Annotated in this window: 26 protein-coding genes; 13 read left to right on the top strand and 13 right to left on the bottom strand. The window is 66.5% G+C overall.

The features are described from left to right. Window positions 1–98 precede the first annotated feature (98 nt). Genes lptB through BLT40_RS13650 form a run of 5 tightly spaced genes read right to left on the bottom strand, consistent with a single transcriptional unit; the run spans window position 99 to window position 3,598 of the window. Complete coding sequence (gene lptB, locus BLT40_RS13670) at window positions 99–818, bottom strand: LPS export ABC transporter ATP-binding protein (RefSeq protein ID WP_036115655.1); 720 nt, start codon at window positions 816–818, stop codon at window positions 99–101. A gap of 4 nt (window positions 819–822) precedes the next feature. Then, window positions 823–1,422 (bottom strand): lipopolysaccharide transport periplasmic protein LptA, encoded by a 600-nt coding sequence (lptA, locus tag BLT40_RS13665; RefSeq protein WP_052191132.1) that lies wholly within the window; start codon window positions 1,420–1,422, stop codon window positions 823–825. Further along, window positions 1,385–1,984 (bottom strand): LPS export ABC transporter periplasmic protein LptC, encoded by a 600-nt coding sequence (gene lptC, locus BLT40_RS13660; RefSeq protein WP_239708968.1) that lies wholly within the window; start codon window positions 1,982–1,984, stop codon window positions 1,385–1,387. The genes lptA and lptC overlap by 38 nt, the downstream gene beginning before the upstream one ends. Further along, window positions 1,981–2,529 carry a KdsC family phosphatase gene (locus tag BLT40_RS13655; RefSeq protein ID WP_090354043.1) on the bottom strand — a complete coding sequence of 183 codons (549 nt, stop codon included), beginning with the start codon at window positions 2,527–2,529 and terminating at the stop codon, window positions 1,981–1,983. Before BLT40_RS13655 ends, lptC begins: the two co-directional genes overlap by 4 nt. Window positions 2,530–2,584: 55 nt before the next feature. Beyond that, window positions 2,585–3,598, bottom strand: a complete 1,014-nt coding sequence (locus BLT40_RS13650) for a KpsF/GutQ family sugar-phosphate isomerase (RefSeq protein WP_090354040.1) — start codon at window positions 3,596–3,598, stop codon at window positions 2,585–2,587. A 170-nt stretch (window positions 3,599–3,768) separates the two neighbouring features. Here BLT40_RS13650 and BLT40_RS13645 point away from each other — a divergent pair, with 170 nt between their 5' ends. Together BLT40_RS13645 and murA are read left to right on the top strand one after the other, a co-directional pair. After that, a complete protein-coding gene (locus tag BLT40_RS13645) occupies window positions 3,769–4,008 on the top strand; it encodes a BolA family protein (RefSeq protein WP_090354037.1) in 240 nt (79 codons plus the stop codon). A gap of 57 nt (window positions 4,009–4,065) precedes the next feature. Continuing rightward, window positions 4,066–5,325 carry a UDP-N-acetylglucosamine 1-carboxyvinyltransferase gene (gene murA / locus BLT40_RS13640; RefSeq protein ID WP_036115645.1) on the top strand — a complete coding sequence of 420 codons (1,260 nt, stop codon included), beginning with the start codon at window positions 4,066–4,068 and terminating at the stop codon, window positions 5,323–5,325. Between the two features lie 113 nt (window positions 5,326–5,438). On the opposite strand, the gene BLT40_RS13635 is transcribed toward murA, so the two are convergent. The 3 genes from BLT40_RS13635 to purM form a co-directional block, all read right to left on the bottom strand. Further along, on the bottom strand, window positions 5,439–6,137 hold the full coding sequence (locus tag BLT40_RS13635; protein ID WP_036115642.1) for a DUF3108 domain-containing protein: 699 nt from the start codon (window positions 6,135–6,137) through the stop codon (window positions 5,439–5,441). A 98-nt stretch (window positions 6,138–6,235) separates the two neighbouring features. Next, window positions 6,236–6,871 carry a phosphoribosylglycinamide formyltransferase gene (gene purN, locus BLT40_RS13630; RefSeq protein WP_090354035.1) on the bottom strand — a complete coding sequence of 212 codons (636 nt, stop codon included), beginning with the start codon at window positions 6,869–6,871 and terminating at the stop codon, window positions 6,236–6,238. 8 nt (window positions 6,872–6,879) lie between these two features. Next, entirely contained in the window at window positions 6,880–7,917 is a 1,038-nt protein-coding gene (gene purM, locus BLT40_RS13625; protein ID WP_079522452.1) for a phosphoribosylformylglycinamidine cyclo-ligase, read from the bottom strand. 136 nt (window positions 7,918–8,053) lie between these two features. On the opposite strand from purM, the gene BLT40_RS13620 reads away from it, so the two are divergent. Genes BLT40_RS13620 through hda form a run of 3 tightly spaced genes read left to right on the top strand, consistent with a single transcriptional unit; the run spans window position 8,054 to window position 10,903 of the window. Next, window positions 8,054–9,040: a DUF2066 domain-containing protein gene (locus BLT40_RS13620; protein WP_176809183.1), complete on the top strand. Its 987-nt coding sequence runs from the start codon at window positions 8,054–8,056 to the stop codon at window positions 9,038–9,040. 4 nt (window positions 9,041–9,044) lie between these two features. Beyond that, the gene (locus BLT40_RS13615; RefSeq protein WP_090354030.1) at window positions 9,045–10,211 is read left to right on the top strand and encodes an AI-2E family transporter; all 1,167 of its coding nucleotides are present in this window, start codon (window positions 9,045–9,047) and stop codon (window positions 10,209–10,211) included. Further along, window positions 10,208–10,903, top strand: coding sequence for a DnaA regulatory inactivator Hda (gene hda / locus BLT40_RS13610; protein WP_090354028.1), 696 nt, complete (start codon window positions 10,208–10,210; stop codon window positions 10,901–10,903). Before BLT40_RS13615 ends, hda begins: the two co-directional genes overlap by 4 nt. On the opposite strand, the gene BLT40_RS13605 is transcribed toward hda, so the two are convergent. Next, window positions 10,900–11,982, bottom strand: a complete 1,083-nt coding sequence (locus BLT40_RS13605; RefSeq protein WP_090354026.1) for a metallophosphoesterase — start codon at window positions 11,980–11,982, stop codon at window positions 10,900–10,902. The genes hda and BLT40_RS13605 overlap by 4 nt on opposite strands. 148 nt (window positions 11,983–12,130) lie before the next feature. Beyond that, a complete protein-coding gene (locus BLT40_RS13600) occupies window positions 12,131–12,934 on the bottom strand; it encodes an inositol monophosphatase family protein (protein ID WP_036118304.1) in 804 nt (267 codons plus the stop codon). Between the two features lie 135 nt (window positions 12,935–13,069). Here BLT40_RS13600 and BLT40_RS13595 point away from each other — a divergent pair, with 135 nt between their 5' ends. After that, entirely contained in the window at window positions 13,070–13,840 is a 771-nt protein-coding gene (locus tag BLT40_RS13595) for an RNA methyltransferase (RefSeq protein ID WP_090354024.1), read from the top strand. A gap of 30 nt (window positions 13,841–13,870) precedes the next feature. On the opposite strand, the gene BLT40_RS13590 is transcribed toward BLT40_RS13595, so the two are convergent. After that, window positions 13,871–15,196, bottom strand: coding sequence for a hemolysin family protein (locus tag BLT40_RS13590; RefSeq protein ID WP_090354021.1), 1,326 nt, complete (start codon window positions 15,194–15,196; stop codon window positions 13,871–13,873). Window positions 15,197–15,339: 143 nt separating this feature from the next. On the opposite strand from BLT40_RS13590, the gene BLT40_RS13585 reads away from it, so the two are divergent. Both BLT40_RS13585 and BLT40_RS13580 read left to right on the top strand, forming a co-directional pair. Further along, window positions 15,340–15,969: a DUF47 domain-containing protein gene (locus tag BLT40_RS13585; RefSeq protein ID WP_036115617.1), complete on the top strand. Its 630-nt coding sequence runs from the start codon at window positions 15,340–15,342 to the stop codon at window positions 15,967–15,969. A gap of 13 nt (window positions 15,970–15,982) precedes the next feature. Further along, window positions 15,983–17,107: an inorganic phosphate transporter gene (locus BLT40_RS13580; protein WP_036115614.1), complete on the top strand. Its 1,125-nt coding sequence runs from the start codon at window positions 15,983–15,985 to the stop codon at window positions 17,105–17,107. 36 nt (window positions 17,108–17,143) lie between these two features. Here the strand turns inward: BLT40_RS13580 and BLT40_RS13575 are convergent, their stop codons facing one another. Beyond that, window positions 17,144–17,548 carry a hypothetical protein gene (locus tag BLT40_RS13575; protein WP_036118298.1) on the bottom strand — a complete coding sequence of 135 codons (405 nt, stop codon included), beginning with the start codon at window positions 17,546–17,548 and terminating at the stop codon, window positions 17,144–17,146. Between the two features lie 74 nt (window positions 17,549–17,622). Here BLT40_RS13575 and BLT40_RS13570 point away from each other — a divergent pair, with 74 nt between their 5' ends. Beyond that, window positions 17,623–17,985, top strand: coding sequence for an MGMT family protein (locus BLT40_RS13570; RefSeq protein ID WP_090354018.1), 363 nt, complete (start codon window positions 17,623–17,625; stop codon window positions 17,983–17,985). Between the two features lie 6 nt (window positions 17,986–17,991). Here the strand turns inward: BLT40_RS13570 and BLT40_RS13565 are convergent, their stop codons facing one another. Further along, the gene (locus BLT40_RS13565; protein WP_090354016.1) at window positions 17,992–18,282 is read right to left on the bottom strand and encodes a hypothetical protein; all 291 of its coding nucleotides are present in this window, start codon (window positions 18,280–18,282) and stop codon (window positions 17,992–17,994) included. Between the two features lie 148 nt (window positions 18,283–18,430). On the opposite strand from BLT40_RS13565, the gene recQ reads away from it, so the two are divergent. The 4 genes from recQ to zwf all read left to right on the top strand — a co-directional run bounded on the left by recQ (window position 18,431) and on the right by zwf (window position 25,909). Then, window positions 18,431–20,245, top strand: a complete 1,815-nt coding sequence (gene recQ, locus BLT40_RS13560; protein WP_090354013.1) for a DNA helicase RecQ — start codon at window positions 18,431–18,433, stop codon at window positions 20,243–20,245. Window positions 20,246–20,497: 252 nt separating this feature from the next. Further along, the gene (gene ybaL / locus BLT40_RS13555; RefSeq protein WP_197056549.1) at window positions 20,498–22,156 is read left to right on the top strand and encodes a YbaL family putative K(+) efflux transporter; all 1,659 of its coding nucleotides are present in this window, start codon (window positions 20,498–20,500) and stop codon (window positions 22,154–22,156) included. Between the two features lie 76 nt (window positions 22,157–22,232). Beyond that, window positions 22,233–24,059, top strand: a complete 1,827-nt coding sequence (locus tag BLT40_RS13550) for a glycoside hydrolase family 15 protein (protein WP_079522461.1) — start codon at window positions 22,233–22,235, stop codon at window positions 24,057–24,059. Further along, window positions 24,056–25,909, top strand: coding sequence for a glucose-6-phosphate dehydrogenase (gene zwf, locus BLT40_RS13545; RefSeq protein WP_079522462.1), 1,854 nt, complete (start codon window positions 24,056–24,058; stop codon window positions 25,907–25,909). Before BLT40_RS13550 ends, zwf begins: the two co-directional genes overlap by 4 nt. Window positions 25,910–25,919 lie beyond the last annotated feature (10 nt).

Raw genomic sequence — 25,919 nt, 5'->3', positions numbered from 1 at the left:
TCCATCCTAACCCCTTGCGGCCTCCACAAACCAGCGGTCCGGCCGGCTAGCACCTCTGGCCGAATCTGCGCGTCGGCGCAGATGGCCGGTGACGCGCTCTAGATGCGGAATTCACGACCCAGATACACCTCGCGCACCTTCTCATCGGCGAGGATGTGCTGAGGCGTACCGCGCGAGAGGACCTCACCGTCGTTGAGGATGTACGCGCGGTCGCAGATGCCGAGCGTTTCGCGGACGTTGTGATCGGTGATCAGCACGCCGATGCCGCGTTCCTTGAGGTGTCGCACGATGCGCTGGATCTCGCCCACGGAAATGGGATCGACGCCGGCGAACGGCTCATCGAGCAGCATGTAGCGCGGGCGTGCCGCCAGCGCCCGGGCGATTTCGACGCGACGACGCTCGCCGCCGGACAGGCTGATGCCCTTCTGATCGGCGATGTGCGCGATCTTCAGTTCGTCGAGCAGGCTGTCGAGTTCGTCGTCGCGCTGCTTCTGCGTCATGCCGTCGCGCAGTTCGAGCACCGCCATGATGTTGTCCGACACGCTGAGGCGGCGGAAGACCGAGGCTTCCTGCGGCAGATATCCGATGCCGAGCTTGGCGCGCGCGTGCATGGGCAGGCCGGTGATGTCCTGCTGATCGAGCTTGATCACGCCCGCGTCGGCCTGGATCAGCCCGACCACCATGTAGAAGCAGGTCGTCTTGCCGGCGCCGTTGGGGCCGAGAAGGCCGACGACCTCACCTTCGCGGATGGAGAAGGCGAAGTCACGGACTACCTTGCGTGCGCGGAAGCGCTTCTGCAGGCCTTGGGCTGAAAGCATCGGGTCAGGGCTTCCTGGCAGGTGCGGCCGCGGCCGCCGGAGTGGGGCAGGCGCCGGCCGCCTTGGCGGGTGCGCCCGGCGTGGTGCTCTTCGGCTGGAAGGTCATGTGTACGGGTGCGGGACCGTTGCTTTCGCCCGTCATCGTGCTGTTCTGGGTGTTGTAGGTGAGCTTGTCGCCATCGGCACTGCCCTTCGCCGGCTGGTTGACATGGGCACCGCCGGTCAGCACGGCAAAGTCCTTGTCGATCTTGTAGTCGATGTTGGAAGCCTTGCCGTCCATCGGCTGGTCGCAATCGTCCAGCTGATGGATGGTGGCGGGGCTGCCGTCGACGACCACCCGGTTGAGCTGGCTGTCGGCGTCGAAATAACCCGTCGCCTTGCTGCCGGTGATCTTCAGGGTGCCCTGGGTCAGGACGACGCTTCCCGTCCAGATCACCTTGCCGTTGGGCTGCTGGGAGCCATCGAACGACTTGGAGACGACGTCGGCCGGCTGGTTGCGATCGGACTGCTTGGCGGCGGCCGGCAGGCTGGCCACGAGCGCCAGGCCAAGCAGCGCAAGCAGCGCGTTAGCGCTTGGGCGGCAGATACGTGGTGTGGACTGCATCGAGAAGCTCCAGGTGCTTGGTATCGAGATTGGCGCGCATGCCAACGCCGTTCATTGTAGAGGTTCCCTGGACGATACGGGCCGCCTCGGCGGTCTCCAGGTAGTTCCGCTTGGGCCACGCGGTGACCTCGGAGGTGTCGATGCTGGCCGGCGGCGTCTGCGCGAAGGCGACGCGGTCCATGTGCACCTTGCCCTGCAGCTTCAGCATGCTGCCGTCCTTGTTGACCCAGCCGTACTGCGAATGCCCCTTCCACGGCGGCACGTCGACTTCCTTGGTCGAGGGCAGCACGAAGTCGGGCGCATTGATGTACAGCGAATCGTCACCCTCGCGGCGCTCCAGATGTGGCGCGATGAGCGTGAAGGCCAGCTTGCCCTGTTCGTTGTAGGAGTCGAGGTCGAAGTTGGTCAGGACGTAGCCCGAGCGCGGCGGACCGACGAAGTCCTGCAGCTTCTTCTCCGGGGCGACCCAGTAATAGAGCAGTACGCTGGCGCCCAGTGCGACCAGGAGCATGCCGGCGATACCGCCGGTACTGCGGTCCTTGAGCAGGTTGAAGGCGCTCACAGCCAGCGGTCCCGTTCGGCTTCGGCCTTGCCCTGGGCGGCGAGGATCATGTCGGCGACCTCGCGGGCGGCGCCATAGCCACCGGACAGCCGGGTGCGCCAATGGGCGCGCTCGGCCACCCAGGGGTGGGCGTTGGCCACGGCCACGGCCAGGCCGGCGATGCCCATGGCCGGCAGGTCCGGCAGGTCGTCGCCGACAAAGGCGGCCTGGTCCGGCGTCAGGCGGAGGGCGTCGAGCAGGGCGTTGAGGCAGGCCCGTTTGTCCTTCTGACCCTGATAGACGTGGGGAATGCCCAGTTCTTCGGCGCGCAGCGACACCGGGTGACTGATCCGGGCCGTGATGATGGCGACCTTGACGCCGTTTTCCTGAAGACGTTTCAGGCCCAGACCGTCATGCACGTGGAAAACCTTGGTCTCGCGGCCGTCCTCGGCGTACCACAGGCGGCCGTCCGTCAGGGTGCCATCCACGTCGAAGACGACGACGCGAACGCGGGCCGCGCGTTCGGCGATATCGGCGGGGATGTCGGTGTAGTGGGTGTAGGCCATGGGTTTCGATATGGGGACGAAAAGGGCGCGCGCGAGGCGCGCCGGGACCGGGTCGTCAGACGACGCGGGCGCGGAGCAGGTCGTGGATGTTGAGCGCGCCGACCACCTGGCCGGAGGGGTCGGTGACCAGCAGCGCGTTGATCTGGTGTTTTTCCATAAGCTGGGCGGCTTCGACGGCCAGCTTGTCCGAGCCGATGGTCTTGGGCCCGCGGGTCATCAGCTGGCCGACGGTGGCGTTGCGCAGATCGACATCGTCGTCGTCGAGGGCGCGACGAAGATCGCCGTCGGTAAAGACGCCCAGCAGACGTCCTTCGTTATCCACCACGGCGGTCATGCCCAGGTGCTTGCGGGTCATCTCGACGAGCGCTTCGCTGACGGAGGCTTCCACGCCGACGCGCGGCACGTCGTCACCCGTATGCATGACATCGGCGATATGCAGCAGCAGGCGGCGCCCGAGGCTGCCGGCCGGATGCGAGCGGGCGAAGTCGTCCGAGGTGAAACCACGGGCCTCGAGGAGTGCGACGGCGAGCGCGTCCCCCATGACCAGCGCCGCGGTCGTGCTGGAGGTCGGCGCCAGTCCGTGCGGGCAGGCCTCCGACGGCACGTTGGCGTCGATATTGACCTCCGCCTGACGAGCCAGCGAGGACTTCGGGTTGCCGGTGATCGCGATCAGCGGGATGCCCTGGCGTTTCACCGCCGGCAGAATGAAGAGGAGTTCGTCCGTCTCGCCGGAGTAGGAGATACCGAGCAGGATGTCGTCCGGCTGGATCATGCCGAGATCGCCGTGGCTGGCCTCGCCCGGATGCACGAAGAAGGACGGCGTGCCCGTGGAGGCCAGTGTCGCGGCGATCTTGCGGGCGACATGGCCCGACTTGCCCATGCCGGAGACGACCACGCGTCCCTTGCAGGTCAGAATCATCTGACAGGCCCGGACGAAGGTGGCGTCGATCTTCGACTCCAGGGCACGGATAGCCGCGGCCTCGGTGACGATCACGGTGCGCGCGCTACGGACGATGGTATCGGCATTCACGACGGGATGATCGGCAGGCGGGGCGGTGCGGGCGTTCATGCGGCCTCGGAGGTCCGGGTGGTGGCTTCTGACCCGGGATGTCCATTTCTGCGACACCGGATTTCCATTACCATTACATATTCTCATTTTATCGTCGCTGCCATCGACCGGTGGTTCAGGGTCCGTTTCGGAACCCTCACGGCTGCGGCGACCCCCTCATCGGAGACTCCATGGACGCTGCGCGCATCCAGGCATTGATCGAAGCCGGCCTGCCCGGCGCCCTGGTGGACGTTCGCGGCGACGACGGCGTTCATTTCGAAGCCGACGTCATCTCGGAACAGTTCGCCGGCAAGTTGCCGCTCGCCCGTCACCGTCTCGTCTACGCGACGCTGGGCGACCTCATGGGCGGTGCGATTCACGCTCTGGGCCTCAAGACCCTTACCCCCGACGAAGCCGCCGGCCGCCGCTGATCCAGCGCGCCGCCCGGCTTTCCCGGTTCGTTCCCCTTCTCAAGGCACTCCCTTTCCATGGCCAAGATCCTGATCAGCGGCGGCCAGCCGCTCAACGGTGAGGTGAGCATCTCCGGCGCGAAAAACGCCGTGCTCCCCATCCTCGCCTCCTGCCTGCTCGCCGACGAACCGGTCAGCATCGGCAATGTGCCGCACCTGCACGACGTCACCACGTTCATCGAATTGCTCGGCCGGATGGGCGTGCGCGTCGTCCTCGACGACCGCATGAAGATGCACATCGACCCGCGTCCCGAAAATTCCTGCGTGGCCCCATACGATCTGGTCCGCACCATGCGTGCGTCGATCCTCGTGCTCGGGCCGCTGGTGGCGCGCCATGGCAAGGCCGAGGTTTCGCTGCCCGGCGGCTGCGCCATCGGCTCGCGTCCGGTCGATCAGCACATCCGTGGCCTGCAGGCGCTGGGCGCCGAGATCACGGTCGAAAACGGCTTCATCAAGGCAAAGGCCGGTCGCCTCAAGGGCGCGCGCATCGTCATGGATATGGTCACCGTCACCGGTACCGAGAACATCCTGATGGCCGCCACCCTGGCGTCGGGCACGACGGTCATCGAGAACGCCGCGCAGGAGCCCGAAGTGGTCGACCTGGCCCACTGCCTGATGGCGATGGGCGCGAAGATCGACGGCGTCGGCACGTCGACGCTGATCGTCGAAGGCGTCGAGCGCCTGCACGGCGCGCATTATGAAGTGCTGCCCGACCGTATCGAGACCGGCACCTTCCTGGTCGGCGCGGCGATGACGGGTGGCAAGGTCCGCGCCCGTGGCGCGCGCGCCGACACCATGGATGCCGTTCTGCAGAAGCTCGAGGAATCCGGCGCACACATCAGCACTGGTCCGGACTGGATCGAGCTGGACATGCAGGGACGTCGTCCGAAGGCCGTCAATCTGGTCACCGCGCCGTATCCGGCGTTTCCGACCGACATGCAGGCGCAGTTCACCGCGCTCAACTGCGTCGCCGAGGGCGTGGGTGTCATCACCGAAACGGTTTTCGAGAACCGCTTCATGCACGCGCTCGAACTGCAGCGTCTGGGTGCCGACATCCGTCTCGAAGGCAACACGGCGATCATCACCGGCGTGCCGAAGATGACCGGCGCACCGATCATGGCCACCGACCTGCGTGCCTCGGCCTGCCTCGTGCTGGCCGGCCTGGTCGCCGAAGGCGATACCACGGTCGACCGCGTCTACCACATCGATCGTGGTTACGAGAATATCGAAGAGAAGCTCGGCGTCCTCGGCGCGCACATCCGCCGCCTGCCCGGCTGATCCAGCTGTCCGCCGCCTGCCCGGCTGATCCAGCTCGTTGTAGGAGCGCGCCCTGCGCGCGACAGGTGCCCGCGAAGAGCGTCGCGCGCAGGGCGCGCTCCTACAGTTGAGGTTTATTTACCCTCGAACTTCACCAGCTCGAGGGTCAGATCCCCGCCATCTTTCTGCGCCAGCTTTACCGGCACCGGATACTTCGCCGGCGCGTACCACGCGTTGAAGCCGCGGTCCGCATCGGTGCGATCCACCCGGACGGTATCGAACGAGCCGGCCGGAACCGTGATCTTCTCCTTGCCGGACACCTTGAACTGCTGGTTCTCGACGGCCTGTTTCACTGCCACGGGAAAGGCCGCTTCCTGCTTGCCGTCCCGCAGCGCGACACCCAGTGCCAGCGGCAGGGTGTTGCGGTCGATCATGCCCGGCACGGCGGCGTAGCTGAAGCTCTTGCTGTTGTCCTGGACCTGCACGGTCGCCCCCTGAACCTTGATGTCGCGCGTCTTCTGCTTGAACGACGCATCCATCTGGTAGTGGTAGCTGACCGCCTGCGGGACCTGGCCCGCCCACGCGAAGCGCGAGGTTTCGGTGGCATTGGCGCCGAGGGCCGCGGCCAGGCCGGCGGTGCCCTTGCTGGCGTTGGTGTACTCGAACTGGCCGTTGCCGGCCGACTTCAGCACGATGGTGGCTTCACCGAGCGGGCTGCCGCCCTGAAGGACGTTGTAGGTAGCCGTGAACGACTGCGGCACGGCCGCGGCGAACGCGGCGGCGGGCAGGGCGAGGGCCAGCGCGAAGCCGGCGCGGAGGATTGAGGTCTTCATGACACCCGATTCTAGCCGCGGTGGCTGAATGCGGGGCGACGGGGTGGCGAGCTGGGGATAGTCCGAGTGTCTGGAGAGCTCGCGCGCGGGGCGCGCTTCTACAGGTCGGTGAGGCGTAGGGGGCTCGTGAGCGGCAGACCATCGAAAATCGCGCCGCCCTCCCAGCGCAGTCGCCCGGACGCGATCGCCGCGACCACGGCCGGCAGCAGCTTGTGTTCTTCGACGAGCAGGCGCTCCGCCAGCGATATCTCCGTATCGCCCGGCAACACAGGGATGCGTGCCTGCGCCACGACGGGCCCGCCATCCAGCTCCGCGGTGACGAAATGCACGCTTGCCCCATGCTCCGCGTCGCCCGCCTCGAGGCACTGCCGGTGCGTATGCAGTCCACGGTATTTCGGGAGCAGTGAAGGGTGGACGTTGATCGCCCGACCTTCCCAGGCGGCGACCACGTCGGCGTCGACGATGCGCATATAGCCGGCCAGCACCAGCAGATCGGCGCCGCTGGCGGCGACGTGGCCGAACAGTGCCCGGTCGAAGTCGACACGCGTCGCGAAGTCGCGGGGATGGAGCGAGACGGTGGGAATGCCGGCCTCGGTCGCGACAGCGAGCGCTCCGGCCCTGGCCTTGTCGCTGCCGACCAGCACGAATTCGACAGGCAGCCGCGCCGCGATCAGCGCGGCGAGATTACTGCCGCGCCCGGACGCGAGCGCGGCGACGCGCAGGGGCCGATCCACGAATGATCTCAGGCGATGTGGACGCGCTCGTCGCCGCTGGCGGCGACGACCGAGCCGATGGTCCACGTGTTCAGGCCGTGGCCGGCCAGCACGGCTTTCGCCGCGTCGACCTGGTCCTGAGCCAGCAGCACCGTGAAGCCGATGCCGCAGTTGAACGTGCGCCACATTTCGTCGCGGGTGACGTTGCCTTCGCGCTGCAGCCACTGGAACACGGGCGGCATTTCCCACGACGACGCGTCGATCGACACGCCGAGGCCGTCGGGTACGACGCGGATGATGTTTTCCTTCAGGCCGCCACCGGTGATGTGTGCCATGCCATGCACGGGCACCTTGGCGATCAGCTCGAGGATCGGCTTGACGTAGATGGTGGTGGGCGCCATCAGCGCGTCGACCAGTCTGACGCCACCGATGTCGCTGTCCAGCGGCGAACCGGCGCGCTCGAGGATGCGGCGGATCAGCGAGTACCCATTGGAATGGGGGCCGGACGAGGCGACACCGAGAATGACGTCGCCGGCGACGATCGACGAGCCGTCGTTCATTGCGGCCTTTTCGACCGCGCCGACCGTGAAGCCGGCCAGGTCGTACTCGCCCGGCGGGTACATGTCCGGCATTTCGGCGGTTTCACCGCCGATCAGCGCGCAGCCGGCGAGTTCGCAGCCGCGGGCGATGCCGCCGACGACGGACGCCGCGGTGTCGACGTCGAGCTTGCCGGTGGCGAAATAATCCAGAAAGAACAACGGTTCCGCGCCCTGTACCAGCACGTCGTTGACGCACATGCCGACCAGATCGATGCCGATCGTATCGTGGCGATCCAGCTGGTGAGCGAGCTTGAGCTTGGTGCCCACGCCATCGGTACCCGAGACCAGGACCGGCTCCTTGTAACGCCCGGAAAGGTCGAACAGGCCGCCGAAGCCGCCCAGTCCGCCCATGACTTCGGGGCGGAAAGTCCGCTTGACCATCGGCTTGATGCGCTCGACGAGCGCGTTGCCGGCATCGATGTCGACGCCTGCGTCGCGGTAGGTGAGGGAGCCCTGGTCGGAGGACATAAGCGGTTCCGGCGCGAATTGGAAACCCGGAATGATAGCAGCAAGCGGGCGCCCGGCCTTGCCCTGCACGCGCTTTGGATGGACGGCATGCCAAGGTTTGGGCAGACTTCCCGTCTTCACAAAGCGACGCCATACCATGCGCCCAGCCCGTCTCATCGTCTTCCTGACGCTCCTCGTGGCGACCTGCCTCGGCTCCGCCGTGGCGCAGACCTCCATTTATACGGTCACCGTGCCGGTCGCCGACACCAGCGCCGCCGTGCGCGATCAGGCCTTCGCCAACGGCCTGACTCAGGTGCTGTCGCGGGCTTCCAACGGGGCGGACCCCCGGGGCAAGCCTGGCTACGCGGACGCGATGAAGCAGCCGGGCGGCATGGTTCAGCAGTACAAGTACGCTCGCACCGGCGGCGCCAATGGTGCGCCACTGAGTCTGGACATCGTCTTCGACCCGGGCGCCATCCGCCGCATCCTCGCGGTCGGCGACTCGGCGGTGGCGGCGCCCAAGGCGCCGGTCCTGGTCGTTGCCCGCGACGCCAGCGGCAAGCTGCTCGGTCAGCAGGACCTGGTCCCGCTGGCGCAGATGGCCGACACGCGTGGCTATCAGATCGTCGTCCCGCGCGCCGACGCCGTGCCCGACGCCAAGGCGCTGGCCAGTGGCGACCCCGCCGCGGTCGCCACGACGGCGCGCCAGTACAACACCGGCGTCGTGCTGGTCGGCAGCATCGGCGACGACCAGACCGACTGGACCCTGGTCTCGGCCGGCAAGACGACGAGCTGGAAGGACAGCGGTGAGGCGCGCGCCGCACTGTTGAGCAACGGCGCCAACGCGATGGCCGACAAGCTGGACCGCCAGTTCGCATCGACGCAGGGCGGCAGCTCGTCCGGCAAGGTCTGGGTGTCGGGTCTGCATTCGGCCTCCGATTACGCGGGCCTGTTGGCGACCTTCCAGAACGATCCGTCGATCAAGAGCGTGGCGCCGATTTCCGCGACGGCCGACGGCGTGCTGTTCAACATCAGCGCCGGTGCGCCACTGGCCCGCCTCGTGGCGGGCTACGCGTCCGCCGGCCATGTGCTGGTCGCCGACGCGCACGCCGGTGCCGACCTTGCCGTTCGCTGGGTCCCCTGACCCGATGACCCACGACACTTCCCGCCGCTGGCAGATGCTGGCGATCTCGGCGGTCATCATTTTCGTGATCTGGCTGCTGGCGCCGGTGCTCATGCCGTTCGCCATCGCCGCGATGCTGGCTTACCTGGGCGATCCGCTTGCCGACCGCCTCCAGCGCCTCGGTATGGGGCGTTCGTGGGCGGTCAGCATCGTCTTCACCGTCATCTCGCTGGTGTTCGTCGGCGTCCTGCTCCTGCTGGTGCCGCTGATCGAGCACCAGTTCGAGAATCTGTCCGAGAACCTGCCCCGCTACGTGGACTGGGTGCGCACCACCGCGCTGCCGTGGATCCAGGTGCGCCTGCACCTGGACGCCAACGTCTTCGACACCGATCGCCTCCTGGCGACGGTACGGGAGCACATCGGGTCGGTCGGCAGCATCGCCGCCAAGGCGATGACCAAGATCACGCAGTCGGGCATGGGCATCGTCACCTGGCTGACCAATGTCGTGCTGATTCCGGTCGTGGCGTTCTACCTGCTGCGCGACTGGGACACGATGATCGCGCACATCCAGCGCCTGCTGCCGCGCTCCATCGAGCCGACGGTCGTTCGTCTGGCGCGCGAGTCGGATCAGGTGCTCGGTGCGTTCGTCCGCGGCCAGTTGCTGGTCATGCTGGCGCTTGGCGTTTTCTACGGCCTGGGCCTGACCCTCGTCGGCATCTCGATCGGTCCCCTGATCGGCATGGTCGCCGGCCTGCTCAGCTTCGTGCCGTACCTGGGTTTCATGATCGGCTTCGTCGCGGCCCTGATCGCGGCGCTGGTCCAGTACGGGGACTGGACGCACGTGATCCTGGTCGGCGTCGTCTTCACCATCGGACAGTTGCTCGAGGGCTATGTCCTGGTGCCGCGTCTGGTCGGTGGCAAGATCGGCCTGCATCCGGTCGCGGTGATCTTCGCCGTGCTGGCGGGCGGTCACCTGTTCGGTTTCCTCGGCGTGCTGCTGGCGCTGCCGGCGGCCTCCGTCGTCGTCGTGTTGCTCCGCTATGTCTTCGCCCGTTACCGCGAGAGCGACCTCTACAAGGAGCCGGCCGCGCACAAGCCGGCGGCTCAGAAGCTCGATGTGGATGTGGCGGTCGACGTAAAGGTCAAGCCGCGCCCGGATAACCCGATCCTGCCTCGCGATCCCGGTCCATGAGCACTCAGCTTCCCCTCGCGCTGCGCTGGCCCAGGCGCCAGCGGTTCGAGCACTTCCACGCCGGCGAGAACGCCGCGGCGGTCGACGCCGTGCACGCCGCGGCCGTGGATGCATCGGCGCCGTGGGTCTTCATGGCCGGTCCGCTGGGAAGCGGCCGTACGCATCTTCTGATCGCCGCCTGCCAGGCGGCGATCGATTCCGGGCGTACGGCGCAATACCTGCCGCTGGCGGGCTTGCGCGGGTCGCGTGCGGACGCCATTCGCGGCATGGCCGGCAGCGACGTGCTGGCGATCGATGACATCGACTCGATCGCTGGCGAGGCGGACGCGGAGCACGCGCTGTTCGATACGTTCAACCGGTACCGCGCGGAGGGCGCGACGCTGTTGTTCTCGGCACTGGGTGCGCCCGTGTCGCTCGACATCGCGCTGCCGGATCTCCGTTCGCGACTGGGCTCGCTGACCCAGGCTCTGCTGAAGCCACTGGGCGACATGGAGCGCCGGGTCGTGCTGCGCGAGCAGGCGGGGGCTCGCGGCATCGAGCTGGACGACATCGTCCTGGACTGGTTGTTCGCGCATCATGCGCGCGACCTGGGTACCTTACTCGATCTGCTCGATACCCTGGATCGCGCGTCACTCGCCGCACAGCGACGCGTGACGGTGCCGTTCCTGCGTAACCTTCTGAAGAACGACTAGACGTCGATCTCGCGGATCAACTCGCGTTTCGCCGGATCGTTGTCGCGAACGCCGTACACCCTCAGCTTCATCGACTCCGGCCAGTGCTCCACGATGAGATAGGTACGCTGCGATGCCGATCCGCTGAGAAACACGGGAGGCGCGCCAAAGCCGCCGCTGTAATAGCCCATGCGCCCGTGGTAATGACCCGCAAACACCGCGGCGACACGATGGGTCGCCAGCATCGCCTGTAAGGGCGTGGGCGCGCGAAACCCGGTCGCGAATTCGTCGGGCTTGTGCACGTGCACCAGCAGGAAGTCGTAAGCACCCGGCGTGCTCCATCTTGGGAGGTGTTGCGTAAGCCATGGCGTGCTCGGTGTCACCTCGTAGCGATAGCTCGCCGACCCGGCCCCCCAGTTGATCGTTGCGGCATAGTCCGGCGAATTGTTGAGTTGCAGGTTGAGCACCTGCTCCCAGCCGTCCGGCGTGAACGCGTACGACCAGCTCCCTTGCTTGCGTAGACCCGTGAACAGGCCGCCCGCGAACGCCGCGTAGTCGAAATCGGTCACGCGTCCTTTCTGTCGGTGGCGATGAACGTGCTGCGCGAGATTGTCGAGGGCGTCGATCGCGCAGTGCGTCAGAGCCGAGCACACGAAGTTGGTGAGGTTGTTCTGATAATCGTGGTTGCCGAGCCCATAGTAGACTTCGTCGCCCAGCACACCGAGAAGGTCGTGGATCTTCTCCTGCTCACCTGGAGCGGCCTGGGACGTCAGGTCGCCGTTGACGATCACCGGAATGTGCTGCCCCGGATAGTTGCGCCGGAAAGCCGCGATGCTTTCGTACTGTTCGCGTATGAGCGCCTCGGCGAGTGCCTTGTCGGCGAGGTCGGAGTGTTCGCCGGCATCGGTGGCCGGTGTCCAGGGGTACTGTGGATCCGAGGTGATCACCATGATTCGTGGTGTTTCCGCGTAAGCGCCACTGCTGGTGAAGGCCAGGCATAGCGCGGCTGCCTGCAAAGGCACACGCGTGAGAAGGTTGCGCATGGAGGCCGTGGTAATGGCGAGCGCGGCCGCGATGCGGCCAGGGAGTATGGTTTGCACGGTACGTTTCCTTGTGCGTCGTGGGCGGCTGCGAACGTCCCGTTCGCGACGACAAGGTAAGACGGTGGAGTCTGAGCGTCTGTCAGGCTTGGTGAAGCAGCGGCGAGGGGAAGGCCTCGCCGCTTGTAGGGTTTCGCCGCGTCGGGCGTTAAACCCCGAGCAGGCGCGCGGTAGCGTTAGCCTTGATCACGTCGGTCATGGCGGCAGCCACCTTGTGGTTGCCAGCGATGATGTTGCCGCTCTCCGGGAGGCCTTCCTTGCCGCCGAAGTCGCCGTAGACGCCACCGGCCTCGCGCACGAGCAGAGCACCCGCGGCGATGTCCCATACGTTGAGCGACGGCTCGAAGAAGCCATCCAGACGGCCCGCGGCGACGTAGGCCAGATCCAGCGCGGCCGAGCCCATCCGGCGGATGTCTTCGGCTTCCTTGAGGAGTTCGCCGGTCATGGCCAGCTGCGCCTCGAGATGGTTGCGCGCGCGGTAGGGATACCCCGTGGCGAGCAGCGAACCGGCGAGACCTTCGCGCTTGCCGACACGGATGCGGCGGTCGTTGAGGTAGGCGCCGTCGCCCTTGCTCGCGGTGAACAGCTCATCGCGCAGCGGATCGAAGACCACGCCGTAGACCGGCTCGCCCTTTTCCACCAGCGCGATGGACACGCAGAAGTGGGGGATGCCACGCAGGTAATTGTGGGTGCCGTCGAGCGGATCGATGACCCAGACAAGCGGCCCCTTGCCGATCTGCCCCGACTCCTCGCCGAGAATGGCGTGAGTGGGGTAGGCGCGGCGAAGTTCCTTCACGATCTCGGCTTCGGCGAGGCGGTCGACCTCGGACGCGAAGTCCATCCGTTGCTTTTCGACGACCGCGAGGCCCTCGATGCGATTCATGTAACGCAGGATGATGTTTCCTGCGGAGCGCGCGGCGCGCGCCGCGACGTTGACGGCGGGTCTTGGCATGGGGATCGACTTGTCAAAAGAACGGGAGATCGCGGTCGGGCCGCGTCGGTCGGTGAGTTTAACACCGGCTCGCCCTATGCCCAAGTCGTTGCCGTTGTAGACTTTCCGGTCCTCCATCCAGCACGCCCGTCGCCCATGGCCCTCTCCGAGCTCCACGACCGCCTCCGTTTCGTCCTTGTCCGCACCTCGCACTCGGGCAATATCGGCTCGGCCGCGCGCGCCATGCGCACCATGGGTTTCGACCGCCTGACCCTGGTCGCCCCCCACCGGTTCCCCGATCCGGAAGCCACGGCCCTGGCCGCGGGTGCCGACGACGTGCTCGGCCAGGCCGCGATCCATGACGATCTGGTGGCCGGCCTGGCCGGCGCCACCTTTTCGCTGGGCCTGTCGGCTCGGCGCCGCGGGGTCAATCTTCCGGAACTGGATCCTCGCGAAGGCGCCGCCCAGGCGATCGCCGCCGCCCGCCGCGGCGAGCAGGTGGCCCTGGTGTTCGGCAACGAGCGCACGGGACTGGAGAATGACGAGCTCGCCCGCTGCCACGCGATGGTCCGCATTCCCAGTGTCGACGACTTCAGTTCGCTGAATCTGTCGCAGGCGGTGCAGGTGGTCGCTTATGAACTGCGCACGGCCCTGCTCGCCGACGAACAGCCGGTCGTGGCGCAGGCCGAGCCCGATCCGGACGAGATTCCCGCCGACGCCGAGCAGCTCGAGCGGTTCTTCACGCACCTGGGAGAGATGCTCGACGATATCGAGTTCCACAAGGGGCGTTCCCCGACCACGATCATGCTGAAACTGCGCAAGCTGTTCCTGCGCGCCCGTCCCGAGTTGCGGGAGCTGCGCATTCTTCACGGGATTCTGGCCGACGCGCAGCGCATGGCCGGTATCGCGCACAAGCGCGACGGCTAAAACAGGTCGCCTTGCGGGGCTCGTCAGCGGTCATGGCGCGTCGACGACGGACTCTTCGCTGCCTGCCGTGCTGACCAGCACCTTGTCGATCCTCGCCCCATCCATGTCGACGACTTCGAAGCGGTTGCCCTGCCAGGTGAATGACTCGCCGGCGTGCGGGATGCGCCCGAACTGGGTGGTGATCATGCCCGCCACGGTGCGGAAATCGTGCTCTTCCTCGTTGGGCAGCCGGTCGATCTGCAGCAGGTCGCGCAGGTCGTCGGCGGGCAGGCCGCCGTCGATCAGCCAGCTGCCGTCGTCACGCCGAACGATCGGGCCCTCGTGCTCGGTGTCGTCCGCGGCGGGCGCGGTGGCGCCGACCACGGCCGTCAGCAGATCGTTGAGGGTCACCATGCCTTCGATGTCGCCGTACTCGTCCACTGCCAGTGCCAGCTCCGTGTCCGCATCGCGGAAGGCTTCGAGCAGGTCCAGTGCGCGGGCGGTGCCCGGGACGAAGAGCGGCCGGGCGATATGGGCGAACAGGTCGAAGTCGCCGCGCTCGAACGAGCCGATCAGTGTCTTCACTTCGACCGTGCCCACGACATCGGTTTCGTCGTTCCGGTAGACCGGGTAGCGCGAAAACTGCGACTCGCGCAGGACCTCGAGGTTCTCCTCCCGGGGCGCCGCGATGTCGAGCCAGGCGATCTTCATGCGCGGGGTCATGACCGAGCCCACCGTACGGTCGCCCAGGCGCAGAACGCGGTTGACCATGTTGCGTTCGTCGCTGTCGAGGATGCCCTGCTCGGCGCTCTCGGCGACCAACAGACGGATTTCCTCTTCGGTCGCCGCCGAGTGGCCGCCGGCCCGGTTCAGTCGCAGCACGTGCAGGATGCCGCTCGACAGGTGGTTGAGCAGCCAGACCATCGGCAGTGTGATCCGCGAGATCACCAGCATGGGGACCGCGATCTGGCAGGCGATGCGCTCGGGAGCGGTGAGCGCCGCGCGCTTGGGCACCAGTTCGCCGATGACGATCTGGACCAGCGACATATAGATGAAGCCGAGCAGCCAGCCGGCCGCGCGAGCGTAAGGCTCCAGCCAGCCCGGGCCACCGCCGTGCAGGAGCGCGGTGAAGTGCTCGCCCAGCTGATCGCCTGCGATCGCGCCTGTGACGAGGATGATCAGGGTCATGCCGACCTGCACCGTGGACAGGAAGCGCTCCGGCGATTCAGCCAGTTGCAGCGCCACCCGGGCGCGGCGGCTTTCCCGGGCCATGGCCTTGAGCCGGCTTTTACGCGAAGCGACGACCGACATCTCCGACAAGGCGAAGAACGCATTGGCCAGGGAGAGGACGAGGACGAGCAGAAGTTCGGTGGGCATCGGCGCTTATATAGCAGACCGGACTGTGGAGGACACCGGTTGAGGCAGACAGAGCGGTACGGCGGGGCAAACCGCAGCACTCGCCGTCGCCCTCCGGTAACATTAGCGTCACAAACCCCCCCCAGTTCCCCCCAGGCGACGCCATGTTTTCTCTTCAGACGATCTTCGGTAAGGGCGACAAGTTCTACGGTCTGCTCGAAGCCAGTGCGGAAGCCGCGCGTGAAAGCGCCCGCGCGATGCACGAACTGGTCACCAAGACCGACCGCACGCCGGTCATGGCCGCTTTCAGCACGGCGCGCGCCCGCGAGAAGGCCCTGCACGGGCAGATCGGCGAGGAACTGGTCAACACCTTCGTCACCGCGCTGGACCGGGAAGACATCGAGGCGCTCAACTCGGCGCTGTACAAGATTCCCAAGACCATCGAGAAGTTCGCCGAACGCTACGTCATCGTCGCCGAACGCCTCCATGGCATCGACTTCGCTCAGCGCGCCGCCCTGCTCGAGCGCTCGGCCGAGGTGGTCGTCCAGATGATCGGGCAACTGCGTCATGGCCTGAAGATCGACCCGGTTAAGAAGCTTCGCGACCAGCTCCAGGCGCTGGAATCCGAGGCCGACCGCCTGCTGCTGGATCCCTACCGCACGCTGTACGCCGAAGGCTCGGATCCGCTCAAGGCGATCCTCGCCAAGGACCTGTTCGAGCTGGTGGAAAAAGCGGTCGACAAGTGCCGCGACGTCGGCAACGTCGTCTACTCCATCGTGCTCAAGAACTCCTGACGGCGGCCGCCCCATGAGCATGGTTATCGCGGTCGTCCTGATCGCCCTCGCGTTCACCTACATCAATGGCTTCCACGACACGGCGAACTCCATCGCCACCGTGGTGGCGACCAAGGTGCTGACGCCCGGCCAGGCCGTGCTGCTGGCGGCCGTCACCAACCTCGCAGGCGCCCTGTGGGGCACGGCCGTGGCGGCGACGATCGCCTCGGGCCTGGTGGACACCGGCGTGGTCGACGTCGGTTCGCACCTGTTGATCAGCGCGCTGCTGGGCGCGACCATCTGGAACCTCATCACCTGGTGGCTCGGCCTGCCGTCCAGTTCGAGTCACGCGCTGGTTGGCGGACTGTGCGGCGCCGCGCTGGCCGCTTCCGACGGCAACCTTCACTCGATCATCTGGTGGCAGGGTGGGGAGCACTGGTGGCTGGGCAAGGGCGTGGTACCCAAGGTCATCGTGCCGATGATCGTGTCGCCCTTCCTCGGCTTCGTCATTGGCTTCCTGCTGATGGGCGCCCTCTATGCGTTGCTTGGGTTCTTCTCCCGCCAGAAGGGGCCTCTGCATCGTTTTGGTCGCACTCCGTTCGTGAACAGCTTCTTCGGCAAGGCGCAGATCCTCTCGGCCAGCGCCATGGGTCTGTCCCACGGTATGAACGACGCCCAGAAGAGCATGGGCATCATCGCCCTGGCCCTGGCCGGTGCCACGGCGGCGGGGCAGTTCGATCATCTGCCGGCGCTGTTGCACTTCCTGCGTATTCCGCACGATCCGGCGGCGCCCGGCGGCTTTCCGATCCCGGTCTGGGTGAAGGTGGTCTGCGCGCTGACGATGGCGGGCGGCACCGCCGGCGGTGGCTGGCGCATCATCAAGACGCTGGGCCACAAGATGGTCAAGCTGCACCCGATCAATGGTTTCGCCGCCGAAGGCAGTTCGGCGGCGGTCATTCTCACGGCGTCGATGCTGGGCGTGCCGGTCTCCACGACGCACAACGTGTCCGCCTCGATCATGGGCGTGGGCGCGGCCAAGCGGTTCAACGCCATCCGCTGGTCGGTCGTCGAGCGGATGGTATGGGCGTGGATCCTGACGTTGCCGATCACGGCGGCGCTGGGGTACGCCCTGGTGAAGCTCGGCCGCTTGTTTTTCTGATTCGCGTGCCGGACTGATCGCCCGCAGGGCGCCCTCTTACAGGGCGTCCGCCTCGCCGTTCACCACCTGCTCGAGCTGGTCGCCCGTGGCGCCCAGTTCCTCGACGATCCGCGCCAGCTCGCGCTCGTCCAGGTAGTCGTAGGGACGGTTCTCGCAGAGGTGCAGGTAGGGCGATCCGTCGAGATCCGCCTCCGCCAGATAGCCCGTGCGCTGCTCCCAGTTGAAGCGAAGGCAGCGGCGCGCATCGACGCCCGAGAGTGGTCCGATCGGCGTGGACAGCCGCAGGAAGCGCTGGCCCTCGGCGTCTTCCAGTTCGGCCAGATAGATGCCCTGATGCCTGCCATCGGGCAGCTCCAGGTCGAAGCTGATCAGGTATGGCTCGTTGTGGCGGAGCTTGTGGATGCCGCCGACATGGGAGCGAATCGCTTCGAAGTGCCGCATGGTCGCCTTGTGAATCTGTCCGGGGACCACCGATGGTACGCTCAACGCCTCTTCCGAACATGCACGAAACGACCATGGCCGATGAACTCGACGACGACGAGGCCCGCGCCCTCCGGGCGACGCGGATCATCGAAACGGTCGCCGCCATCCCGCGTGGGAGGGTCGCCAGTTATGGCGCGATCGCGGCTCGCGCCGGGTATCCCGGACGCGCCAGACTGATCGGCCGGGTGCTCGGCGATGCGCCCGACCGGATGAAGCTACCCTGGCACCGCGTGCTTCGCGCGGACGGCCGCATCGGGATACCCGTGGGAACGGGGGGTTATCGCGAGCAGTGCCGGCTGCTCAAGGCCGAGGGCGTCACGGTGAAGGACGGCCGCGTCCCCATGAGCGCGTTCGGCCTGGACCACGACCTCGACCGTGCGATCTGGGGCGGCTGAGCGCGATCACCGGTAGCTGACCTCGACCAGTTCCCAGGTTTCCCCCGAGCGGCGTTGCATCGCGTAGTCCAGAAGGTCGGCGTGCAGGGACGTCAGCGCGGACATCTCGCGCAGGACGCGGACGGTTGCGGTGGCGGCGCGGTCCGGTGGACAGTCGGGGCGTTCCGCGCGCATCCCGCATGTTCGTTCGACGACGCGGCCTTCGAAGCGGATACCGCCTTGCTGCGCCCGGGCCGGGAGGGCGCTGGCGAACAGGCTGACCGCGACGGCGGCGGAAAGGGCTATGGCAGTGTTCATATGGCGCTCCCCCTCGGGCGATGTGGCTTCATTAGGTGCCCGTCCGCTACCCGGGGACATCACCTTCTTCCGTTAACGGCGTGGGCCTACCGAGGCTTGAGGCGCAGGTAAAGGCCGATCCGGCACGTCCGTTTGTTAGCATGTGCGGATGCAGTCCCAGGCCCTAGATCTCCTTCACTCCGTTTTCGGTTACCCCGAGTTCCGCGGCCAGCAGCAGGCCATCGTCGAGGAGGTCGCCGGCGGGGCCGACGCCCTCGTCCTGATGCCCACCGGCGGCGGCAAGTCGCTGTGCTTCCAGATTCCGGCACTGATGCGGTATGGCACAGGCATCGTGGTGTCACCGCTGATCGCGCTGATGCAGGACCAGGTCGACGCGCTGACCGAAGCCGGCGTCAAGGCGCGCTATCTCAATTCCAGTCTCGACGCCGCCACCCAGCGCGAGATCGAGGAGCTCCTGCTCGCCGGCGAACTCGACATGCTGTATGTCGCGCCCGAGCGGCTGCTCACGGGCCGCTTCCTCGGCCTGCTGGATCGCATTCCCATTGCCTTGTTCGCTATCGACGAGGCCCATTGCGTCTCGCAGTGGGGACACGATTTTCGTCCCGAATACCGCGAACTCGCGATCCTGCACGAGCGCTTTCCGGAAGTACCGCGCATCGCGCTCACCGCGACGGCCGACGAGCGCACCCGCGAAGAAATCGTCGAGCGCCTCGGCCTGCACCAGGCGCGCCGTTTCGTTTCCAGTTTCGACCGGCCGAACATCCGCTATCGCGTGGCACCACGGCAGAACGCACGGCGCCAGTTGCTCGATTTTCTCGACGCCCATCGTGGCGAAGCCGGTGTCATCTATTGCCTCAGCCGCCGCAAGGTCGATGAGACCGCCGCCTGGCTGGCCGAAGCGGGCGTGGACGCGCTTCCGTATCACGCCGGTCTGGATGGCGAAGTACGCCAGCGCCACCAGCAGCGCTTCCTGCGCGAAGACGGCATCGTCATGGTCGCCACCGTCGCGTTCGGCATGGGCATCGACAAGCCGGACGTCCGCTTCGTCGCCCACCTCGATCTGCCGCGCAGCATGGAAGGCTACTACCAGGAGACCGGCCGTGCCGGTCGTGACGGCCTGCCGGCGGAAGCCTGGATGATTTACGGCCTGGGCGATGTCGTGACCATGAGTCAGATGATTTCCCAGTCGGACTCGGGCGACGACCGCAAGCGGGTGGAGCGCCTCAAGCTCGACTCGCTGCTCGGTTATGCCGAGGCCACACGCTGCCGTCGCCAGCTTCTGCTGGAGGCGTTCGCCGAGGTGTATCCCGAGCCCTGTGGCAACTGCGACAACTGCCTGGTGCCGCCCAGGACCTGGGATGCCACGACCGCGGCGCAGAAGGCGATGTCATGCATCTATCGCAGCGGTCAGCGTTATGGCGCCGGCCATCTGATCGAGATCCTGCGCGGCGAGGCGGGTGAGCGGGTACGCGATCTCGGTCACGACACGCTGAGCGTGTTCGGTATCGGCGCGGACATGGATGCAACGCAGTGGCGCTCGGTGTTCCGCCAGCTGCTGGCTGCGGGCCTGGTCGAAGCGGATCCCGAAGGCTTCGGTACGCTGCGTTTGTCGAAGGAAAGCGGACCGGTCCTGAAAAGCGAGCGCAAGGTGTGGCTGCGCGAGGACGCACGGCCGTCGAAAGGCAAGCGCAACTCGCGTCCGTCGCCTGCCGTCGCCGGCGGCTCCCTGGGCATCGAAGAGATCGAGATGCCGTTGTGGAACGAACTGCGTCGCGTCCGCGCGGAACTGGCAAAGGCGCATGGGGTGCCTGCATACGTCATTTTCCATGATGCGACTTTGCTGGCGATGTTGCGGGCGCTGCCGGAAAACGAGGACGAACTGGGGTCGATCAGTGGTGTCGGCGAGAACAAGCTGAAGCGTTACGGGAAGGATTTTCTGGCGGTGTTGAATGGCCCCGGCTGACCCGTAGGAGCGCGCCCCGCGCGCGAAAAGCCAACAACGCGATGACGCGGCACCACCCATCGCGCGCAAGGCGCGCTCCTACCTGCGCGGGTGCGATTGAGATTATCCTCAAGTCCTCGCCGCGATTGAAAAAAATGGCCGGAAACGCTTGCGTGCGCGCCGCGCGATCCCCAACTCTATGGGGATTGCCCGACATCGATACGTTCGTCTGACCGACGTGACGAGACGAGGGTGCATGCCCAGGAGATGCCCATGCACGACGCCACGCCACTCATCGCCACCATCGTCGGTGGCCTCGTACTCGCCTTCATCTTTGGCGCCATCGCGCATCGATTGCGACTTCCGGTCCTGGCCGGTTACCTCGTCGCCGGTGTGGTCGCCGGGCCGTTCACCCCGGGCTATGTGGCCGACGCGGGCATCGCTCAGGAGCTCGCCGACCTCGGCGTGATTCTGCTGATGTTCGGCGTGGGTCTGCACTTCTCGCTCAAAGACCTGCTCGCGGTAAAGGCGATTTCCATCCCCGGCGCCGCGGTGCAGATGGGCGTGGCGACCGGTCTTGGCATGCTGCTTGGCTGGGGTCTTGGCTGGCCGGTGGCGCAGGGCTTCGTCTTCGGTCTCGCGCTTTCCGTCGCCAGTACGGTGGTGCTGCTCCGTGCGATGGAAGAACGTCGCCTGCTCGACAGCGATCGCGGACGTATCGCCGTCGGCTGGCTGATCGTCGAAGACCTGGCCATGGTGCTGGCGCTGGTCCTGCTGCCCGCCATCGGTGGCTTCCTCGGGGCGGAGCAGGGCGATCACCCGCCGAGCATGATGGCGCTGGCCGAGACCGTGGCCTGGACCATCGGCAAGGTCATCGTGTTCGTGGCGCTGATGCTGATCGTCGGGAAGCGCGTGATCCCATGGACGTTGCAGGCGGTCTCCGGCACCGGCTCGCGTGAACTCTTCCGTCTGGCCGTTCTCGCCATCGCCCTCGGTATCGCCTTCGGCGCGGCGCACCTGTTCGACGTCTCCTTCGAACTCGGCGCTTTCTTCGCCGGCATGATGATGGGCGAGTCCAAGCTCTCGCAGCAGGCCGCGGAAGAAACACTGCCGTTGCGCGACGCTTTCGCGGTGCTGTTCTTCGTCTCCATCGGCATGCTGTTCAACCCGCATATCCTCGTCGAGCAGCCGTGGATCGTCCTGGCCGCCTGCCTGATCATCATCATCGGCAAGTCGGTCGCCGCGTTCGCCATCGTTCGTGCATTCGGTCGTCCGAAGAAGACCGCGCTGACCATCGCGACCAGTCTCGCCCAGATCGGCGAGTTCTCTTTCATCCTGGCGGGGCTGGGCGTCTCCCTGCATCTGCTCAGCGAGGAGGCGCGAGACATTCTGCTCGCCGCGGCCATCGTCTCGATCCTGGTCAATCCGCTGCTGTTCGGTGCGCTCGACAGGTGGATCGCGCGGCATGACCGCGATGCGCCGGACGAGCACACCGATCCATCGCTGGCGGGTCACACCGTGCTGGTCGGGTTTGGCCGGGTAGGTCGCCGCGTGTTCGCCGAGTTGCAGGCCACGGGTACGCGTACGCTCGTGATCGAGACCGACGAAGACGCCGTGCGCGAACTGCGCGAGCAGCACGGTGCCGAGATCGTCATCGGCAATGCGGCTGCCGCGCTCGTGCTGGCCGAGGCCAACCTTGCCGGCGCACGATCCCTGATCGTGGCGGTATCGGACCCCTTCGAAGGGGGGCAGGTGGTACGTGCGGCGCGTGCGTTGCGCCCCGACCTGCCGATCGTCGCGCGTGCCCATTCGCAAGAATGTGTGGCTCACATGGATGGCATGGGTGCCACGCAGGTCATCTATGGCGAACAGGAAGTGGCCCACAGCATGTTCAACGCGTCGCTCCCGCAGCGGGCGCCATCGGGGCACTGAAACCGGCCCCGGATACGTCGTTCTAACGCGTGGCTGGCTACCGTAAAAGGGACTACCCGCTGGCGACGAGGACACGATGGCATCCCGGATCGAAGACTACGCGATGCTCGGCAACTGCCGCAGCGCGGCGCTGGTGGCGAAGGACGGATCGATCGACTGGCTGTGTTTGCCACGTTTCGACTCCGCCGCCTGCTTCGCCGCCTTGCTGGGTAACGAGAACAACGGGCGCTGGCGTATCGCTCCCGCCGACCCGGATGCCACGGTCCGGCGCGGCTACGTCGACGGCTCCCTGATCCTCGAAACGGAATGGCGCACGGCCACCGGTGTCGCCCGCGTGATCGACTTCATGCCGTTCGCCGGCGACCAGGTCGGGGTGACCCGCATCGTCGAGGGCGTCGAAGGCCGGGTCGACTTCGAGGCCGTGCTGACCATTCGCTTCGACTATGGCAACGCCATGCCGTGGGTGACGCGGGTTGACGAGCGGACCGTGACGGCGGTCGCCGGGCCGGACATGCTGGTCGTCCGCAGTCCCGTCTCGGTCGAAGGGGAAGGGATGCACAGCGTGGCCCGCTTCGCCGTGTCCATGGGTGATTCCATTCCCTTCGTGATGGCCTGGGGCCCGTCGCATTTGTCCCCTCCCGAAGCGATCGATCCTTACGACGCGCTGGAGAAGTCGCTGGCCTTCTGGGAAGACTGGTCGGGGCGCTGCAATGGCGCCGGCGAGTGGAGCGAGATCGTCCGCCGCTCGCTGGTCGTCCTCAAAGGCCTGAGCTATCTCCCCACGGGCGGCATCGTGGCCGCGCCCACGACGTCGCTGCCGGAACAATTCGGCGGCGAGCGTAACTGGGATTACCGGTTCTGCTGGGCCCGCGACGCCACCTTCGTCCTCTCCGCGCTGGTGAACGCGGGCTACCACGATGAAGCCAGTGCCTGGCGGGACTGGGTGCGACGCGCGGTGGCCGGGTCGCCGGACCAGCTCCAGGTGCTTTACGGGATCGCCGGTGAGCGCCGCCTCGAGGAATACGAACTCGACTGGCTGGACGGTTACGAAGGCGCAAAGCCGGTACGCGTGGGCAACGCGGCTTCGAACCAGTTTCAGCTCGATATCTTCGGTGAGCTGGTGGGTGCGTTCTCGCACGCGGTGAAGCACGGCGTCGCGATGCAGCCCGAGGCCGACGAGGTGCAGAACGTCTTCCTCGAGCATCTCGCCAGCATCTGGCGCCACCCCGACGAAGGCATCTGGGAAATCCGCGGCGAGCCGCGCCACTTCGTCCATTCGAAGGTGATGGCATGGCTGGCCTTCCAGCGGGCTTCCGAACAGGACCGCGAAGGCCGTGACCCGGCATTTTCGCAGCGATGGCGCACCATCGCCGATGAGGTCAAGGCCGACATCCTCGCCAAAGGCGTGGATCCCGAGCGCGGTTGCTTCGTGCAGTCGTATGGCTCCAGAGAACTCGATGCCAGCCTGCTGATCGTCACCCTCACCGATTTCCTGCCGCGTGACGATCCCCGGATCGTCGCGACGGTGCGGGCCATCGAAGAGGATCTGCTGGTCGATGGGTTCGTACGCCGCTACGACACACGCAGCGGCGTCGACGGGCTGCCGCCGGGCGAGGGCGAGTTCCTGCCGTGCAGTTTCTGGCTGGTGGAAAACTATGTCCTGCTGGGGCGCCTGGACGAGGCGCGCGAGCTTTTCGTGCGCCTGATCGGCCTCACGAACGACCTCGGACTGCTCGCGGAGGAGTACGATCCACGGTCGAAACGGCTGTTGGGCAATTTCCCACAAGCCTTTTCGCACGTTGCGTTGATTAATGCCGCCTTTAGCCTGGCGCATGGTTACAGCGCGACCGCCGACATCCACGCCACCCCCGAAGCCCAACATCCCCAAGGAGTCCGTGCATGAGCCCCGCCCCCACGAAGCGCGTTACCTCGCGCGCTCACCCGGCCGACCCGTGTACCGTCGTGATTTTCGGCGCCGCCGGTGATCTCACCAGCCGCCTCGTCGTTCCCGCGCTCTACAACATGCGCCGCACCGGACTGCTGTCCGACAACTTCTCGATCATCGGCTTCAACCACGGCAAGATGACCGACAACGCCTGGCGCAAGAGCCTGCACACGTCGCTCGAGAAGTACGTCAGCAATGGCGGCGGCAAGCTCGACGAAGACGCCTGGGGCTGGCTGAGCTCTCAGATGACCTACCACGCGGGCGACTTCGACGATCTGTCGGCGTTCCAGAGCCTGGCGGTCAAGCTGCGCGACGCCGAGAAGCGTCGCGGCACCCAGGGCAACGTGCTGTTCTACCTCGCCACGCCCGAGCGCTTCTTCGGCGACGTGATCGAACAGCTGCGGAACGCCGGCCTCGTGGACGACGGCGGTGCCGACGGCGAGTTCTGGCGCCGCGTCATCATCGAAAAGCCATTCGGTCACGATCTCGCCTCGGCGCACGCGCTGAACGAGCGCATCCTCAAGGTGCTGCGCGAAGACCAGATCTATCGCATCGACCACTTCCTCGGCAAGGAGACGGTGCAGAACATCATGGCGTTCCGTTTCGCCAACGGCCTGTTCGAGCCGATCTGGAACCGCGACCGCATCGACCACGTGCAGATCACCGTGGCCGAGACGGTAGGTGTCGAGCGTCGTGGCTCGTTCTACGAGCAGACCGGTGCGCTGCGAGACATGGTGCCCAATCATCTGTTCCAGCTGCTGGCGATGGTCGCGATGGAACCGCCGACCTCTTTCGACGCGGAAGCCGTGCGTACGCGCAAGGCGGAAACCATCGAAGCCATCCGTCCGATCCAGCCGGAAGACGCCGTCCGCGGCCAGTACGGTCCGGGCGCGGTGAACAACGAACTGGCCACGTCGTACCGTGATGAGCCCAATGTCGCACCGGACTCGGTCACCGAGACCTTCGTCGCCATGAAGCTGTCGATCGACACCTGGCGCTGGTCGGGCGTGCCGTTCTATCTGCGCACCGGCAAGCACATGGGTCGTCGCACGACGGAAATCGCCATCCGCTTCAAGTCCGCGCCGTTCGCCCCGTTCCGTGGCACGGGCATGGATGCATTCGGTCCCGACTGGCTCGTACTGCAGATTCAGCCGGATGAAGGCATCTCGCTGCAGTTCGACGTCAAGCGTCCCGGCCCGCGCGTGGAACTCGCGCCGGTGCGGATGGACTTCAAGTACGCGGACTGGTTCCGCGCCGAGCCGAACGTGGGCTACGAAACGCTGCTGTATGACTGCATGACCGGTGACGCCACGCTGTTCCAGCGCGCCGACATGGTCGAAGCCTGCTGGCGCGCGGTGCAGCCGATTCTCGACGACTGGGCGCAGCGCACGCCGGCGGACTTCCCGAACTATGCGTCGGGCAGCGCGGGTCCGGCCTCGTCGGACACGCTCCTGGCCATGGGCGGTCGCTCCTGGCGTCCGCTGAATTCGGCGGCTGAGCTCAACGCGCGTCGTACGGCCAAGCCGAAGTCGGATGTGTTGCCTTCGTCGACGAAGTCGGCGGAAGGTCGCGCCACGAAGAAGCGTGCGGCGGCGAAGAAGTCGTTGCGTGCGACGTCGGTGAAGAAGACGGCGCCTGCGCGCAAATCGGCGGCGGTGGCAAAGGCGCCGGCGAAGAAGACCGTCTCCGCGCGCAAGGTCGCGGTCAAAAAGGCGACGGCGAAAAAAGCGCCCGCAAAGCGGGTGGTCGCCGCGCGTAAGGCGTCGCCCACCAGGGCGGCGGCTGCGAAGCGACCACGTAAGCAGTAAGCGAACGTCA

This window comes from Dyella sp. 333MFSha (genome assembly GCF_900102405.1).
In the GTDB taxonomy this organism is placed as follows: domain Bacteria; phylum Pseudomonadota; class Gammaproteobacteria; order Xanthomonadales; family Rhodanobacteraceae; genus Luteibacter; species Luteibacter mycovicinus.
Note: the sequence above shows the minus strand (reverse complement) of the source record. Positions and strands in the feature narration are given on the sequence as shown.

Coding starts and splice junctions, on each gene's coding strand:
- BLT40_RS13550 (WP_079522461.1), top strand. CDS start 22,233: ATGGCATCCCGGATCGAAGACTACGCGATGCTCGGCAACTGCCGCAGC.
- lptA (WP_052191132.1), bottom strand. CDS start 1,422: ATGCAGTCCACACCACGTATCTGCCGCCCAAGCGCTAACGCGCTGCTT.
- hda (WP_090354028.1), top strand. CDS start 10,208: ATGAGCACTCAGCTTCCCCTCGCGCTGCGCTGGCCCAGGCGCCAGCGG.
- BLT40_RS13565 (WP_090354016.1), bottom strand. CDS start 18,282: ATGAACACTGCCATAGCCCTTTCCGCCGCCGTCGCGGTCAGCCTGTTC.
- BLT40_RS13650 (WP_090354040.1), bottom strand. CDS start 3,598: ATGAACGCCCGCACCGCCCCGCCTGCCGATCATCCCGTCGTGAATGCC.
- ybaL (WP_197056549.1), top strand. CDS start 20,498: ATGCACGACGCCACGCCACTCATCGCCACCATCGTCGGTGGCCTCGTA.
- BLT40_RS13655 (WP_090354043.1), bottom strand. CDS start 2,529: ATGGCCTACACCCACTACACCGACATCCCCGCCGATATCGCCGAACGC.
- BLT40_RS13635 (WP_036115642.1), bottom strand. CDS start 6,137: ATGAAGACCTCAATCCTCCGCGCCGGCTTCGCGCTGGCCCTCGCCCTG.
- BLT40_RS13585 (WP_036115617.1), top strand. CDS start 15,340: ATGTTTTCTCTTCAGACGATCTTCGGTAAGGGCGACAAGTTCTACGGT.
- BLT40_RS13590 (WP_090354021.1), bottom strand. CDS start 15,196: ATGCCCACCGAACTTCTGCTCGTCCTCGTCCTCTCCCTGGCCAATGCG.
- BLT40_RS13600 (WP_036118304.1), bottom strand. CDS start 12,934: ATGCCAAGACCCGCCGTCAACGTCGCGGCGCGCGCCGCGCGCTCCGCA.
- BLT40_RS13575 (WP_036118298.1), bottom strand. CDS start 17,548: ATGCGGCACTTCGAAGCGATTCGCTCCCATGTCGGCGGCATCCACAAG.
- BLT40_RS13580 (WP_036115614.1), top strand. CDS start 15,983: ATGAGCATGGTTATCGCGGTCGTCCTGATCGCCCTCGCGTTCACCTAC.
- BLT40_RS13620 (WP_176809183.1), top strand. CDS start 8,054: ATGCGCCCAGCCCGTCTCATCGTCTTCCTGACGCTCCTCGTGGCGACC.
- BLT40_RS13645 (WP_090354037.1), top strand. CDS start 3,769: ATGGACGCTGCGCGCATCCAGGCATTGATCGAAGCCGGCCTGCCCGGC.
- lptB (WP_036115655.1), bottom strand. CDS start 818: ATGCTTTCAGCCCAAGGCCTGCAGAAGCGCTTCCGCGCACGCAAGGTA.
- murA (WP_036115645.1), top strand. CDS start 4,066: ATGGCCAAGATCCTGATCAGCGGCGGCCAGCCGCTCAACGGTGAGGTG.
- purM (WP_079522452.1), bottom strand. CDS start 7,917: ATGTCCTCCGACCAGGGCTCCCTCACCTACCGCGACGCAGGCGTCGAC.
- recQ (WP_090354013.1), top strand. CDS start 18,431: ATGCAGTCCCAGGCCCTAGATCTCCTTCACTCCGTTTTCGGTTACCCC.
- BLT40_RS13615 (WP_090354030.1), top strand. CDS start 9,045: ATGACCCACGACACTTCCCGCCGCTGGCAGATGCTGGCGATCTCGGCG.
- zwf (WP_079522462.1), top strand. CDS start 24,056: ATGAGCCCCGCCCCCACGAAGCGCGTTACCTCGCGCGCTCACCCGGCC.
- BLT40_RS13595 (WP_090354024.1), top strand. CDS start 13,070: ATGGCCCTCTCCGAGCTCCACGACCGCCTCCGTTTCGTCCTTGTCCGC.
- BLT40_RS13570 (WP_090354018.1), top strand. CDS start 17,623: ATGGCCGATGAACTCGACGACGACGAGGCCCGCGCCCTCCGGGCGACG.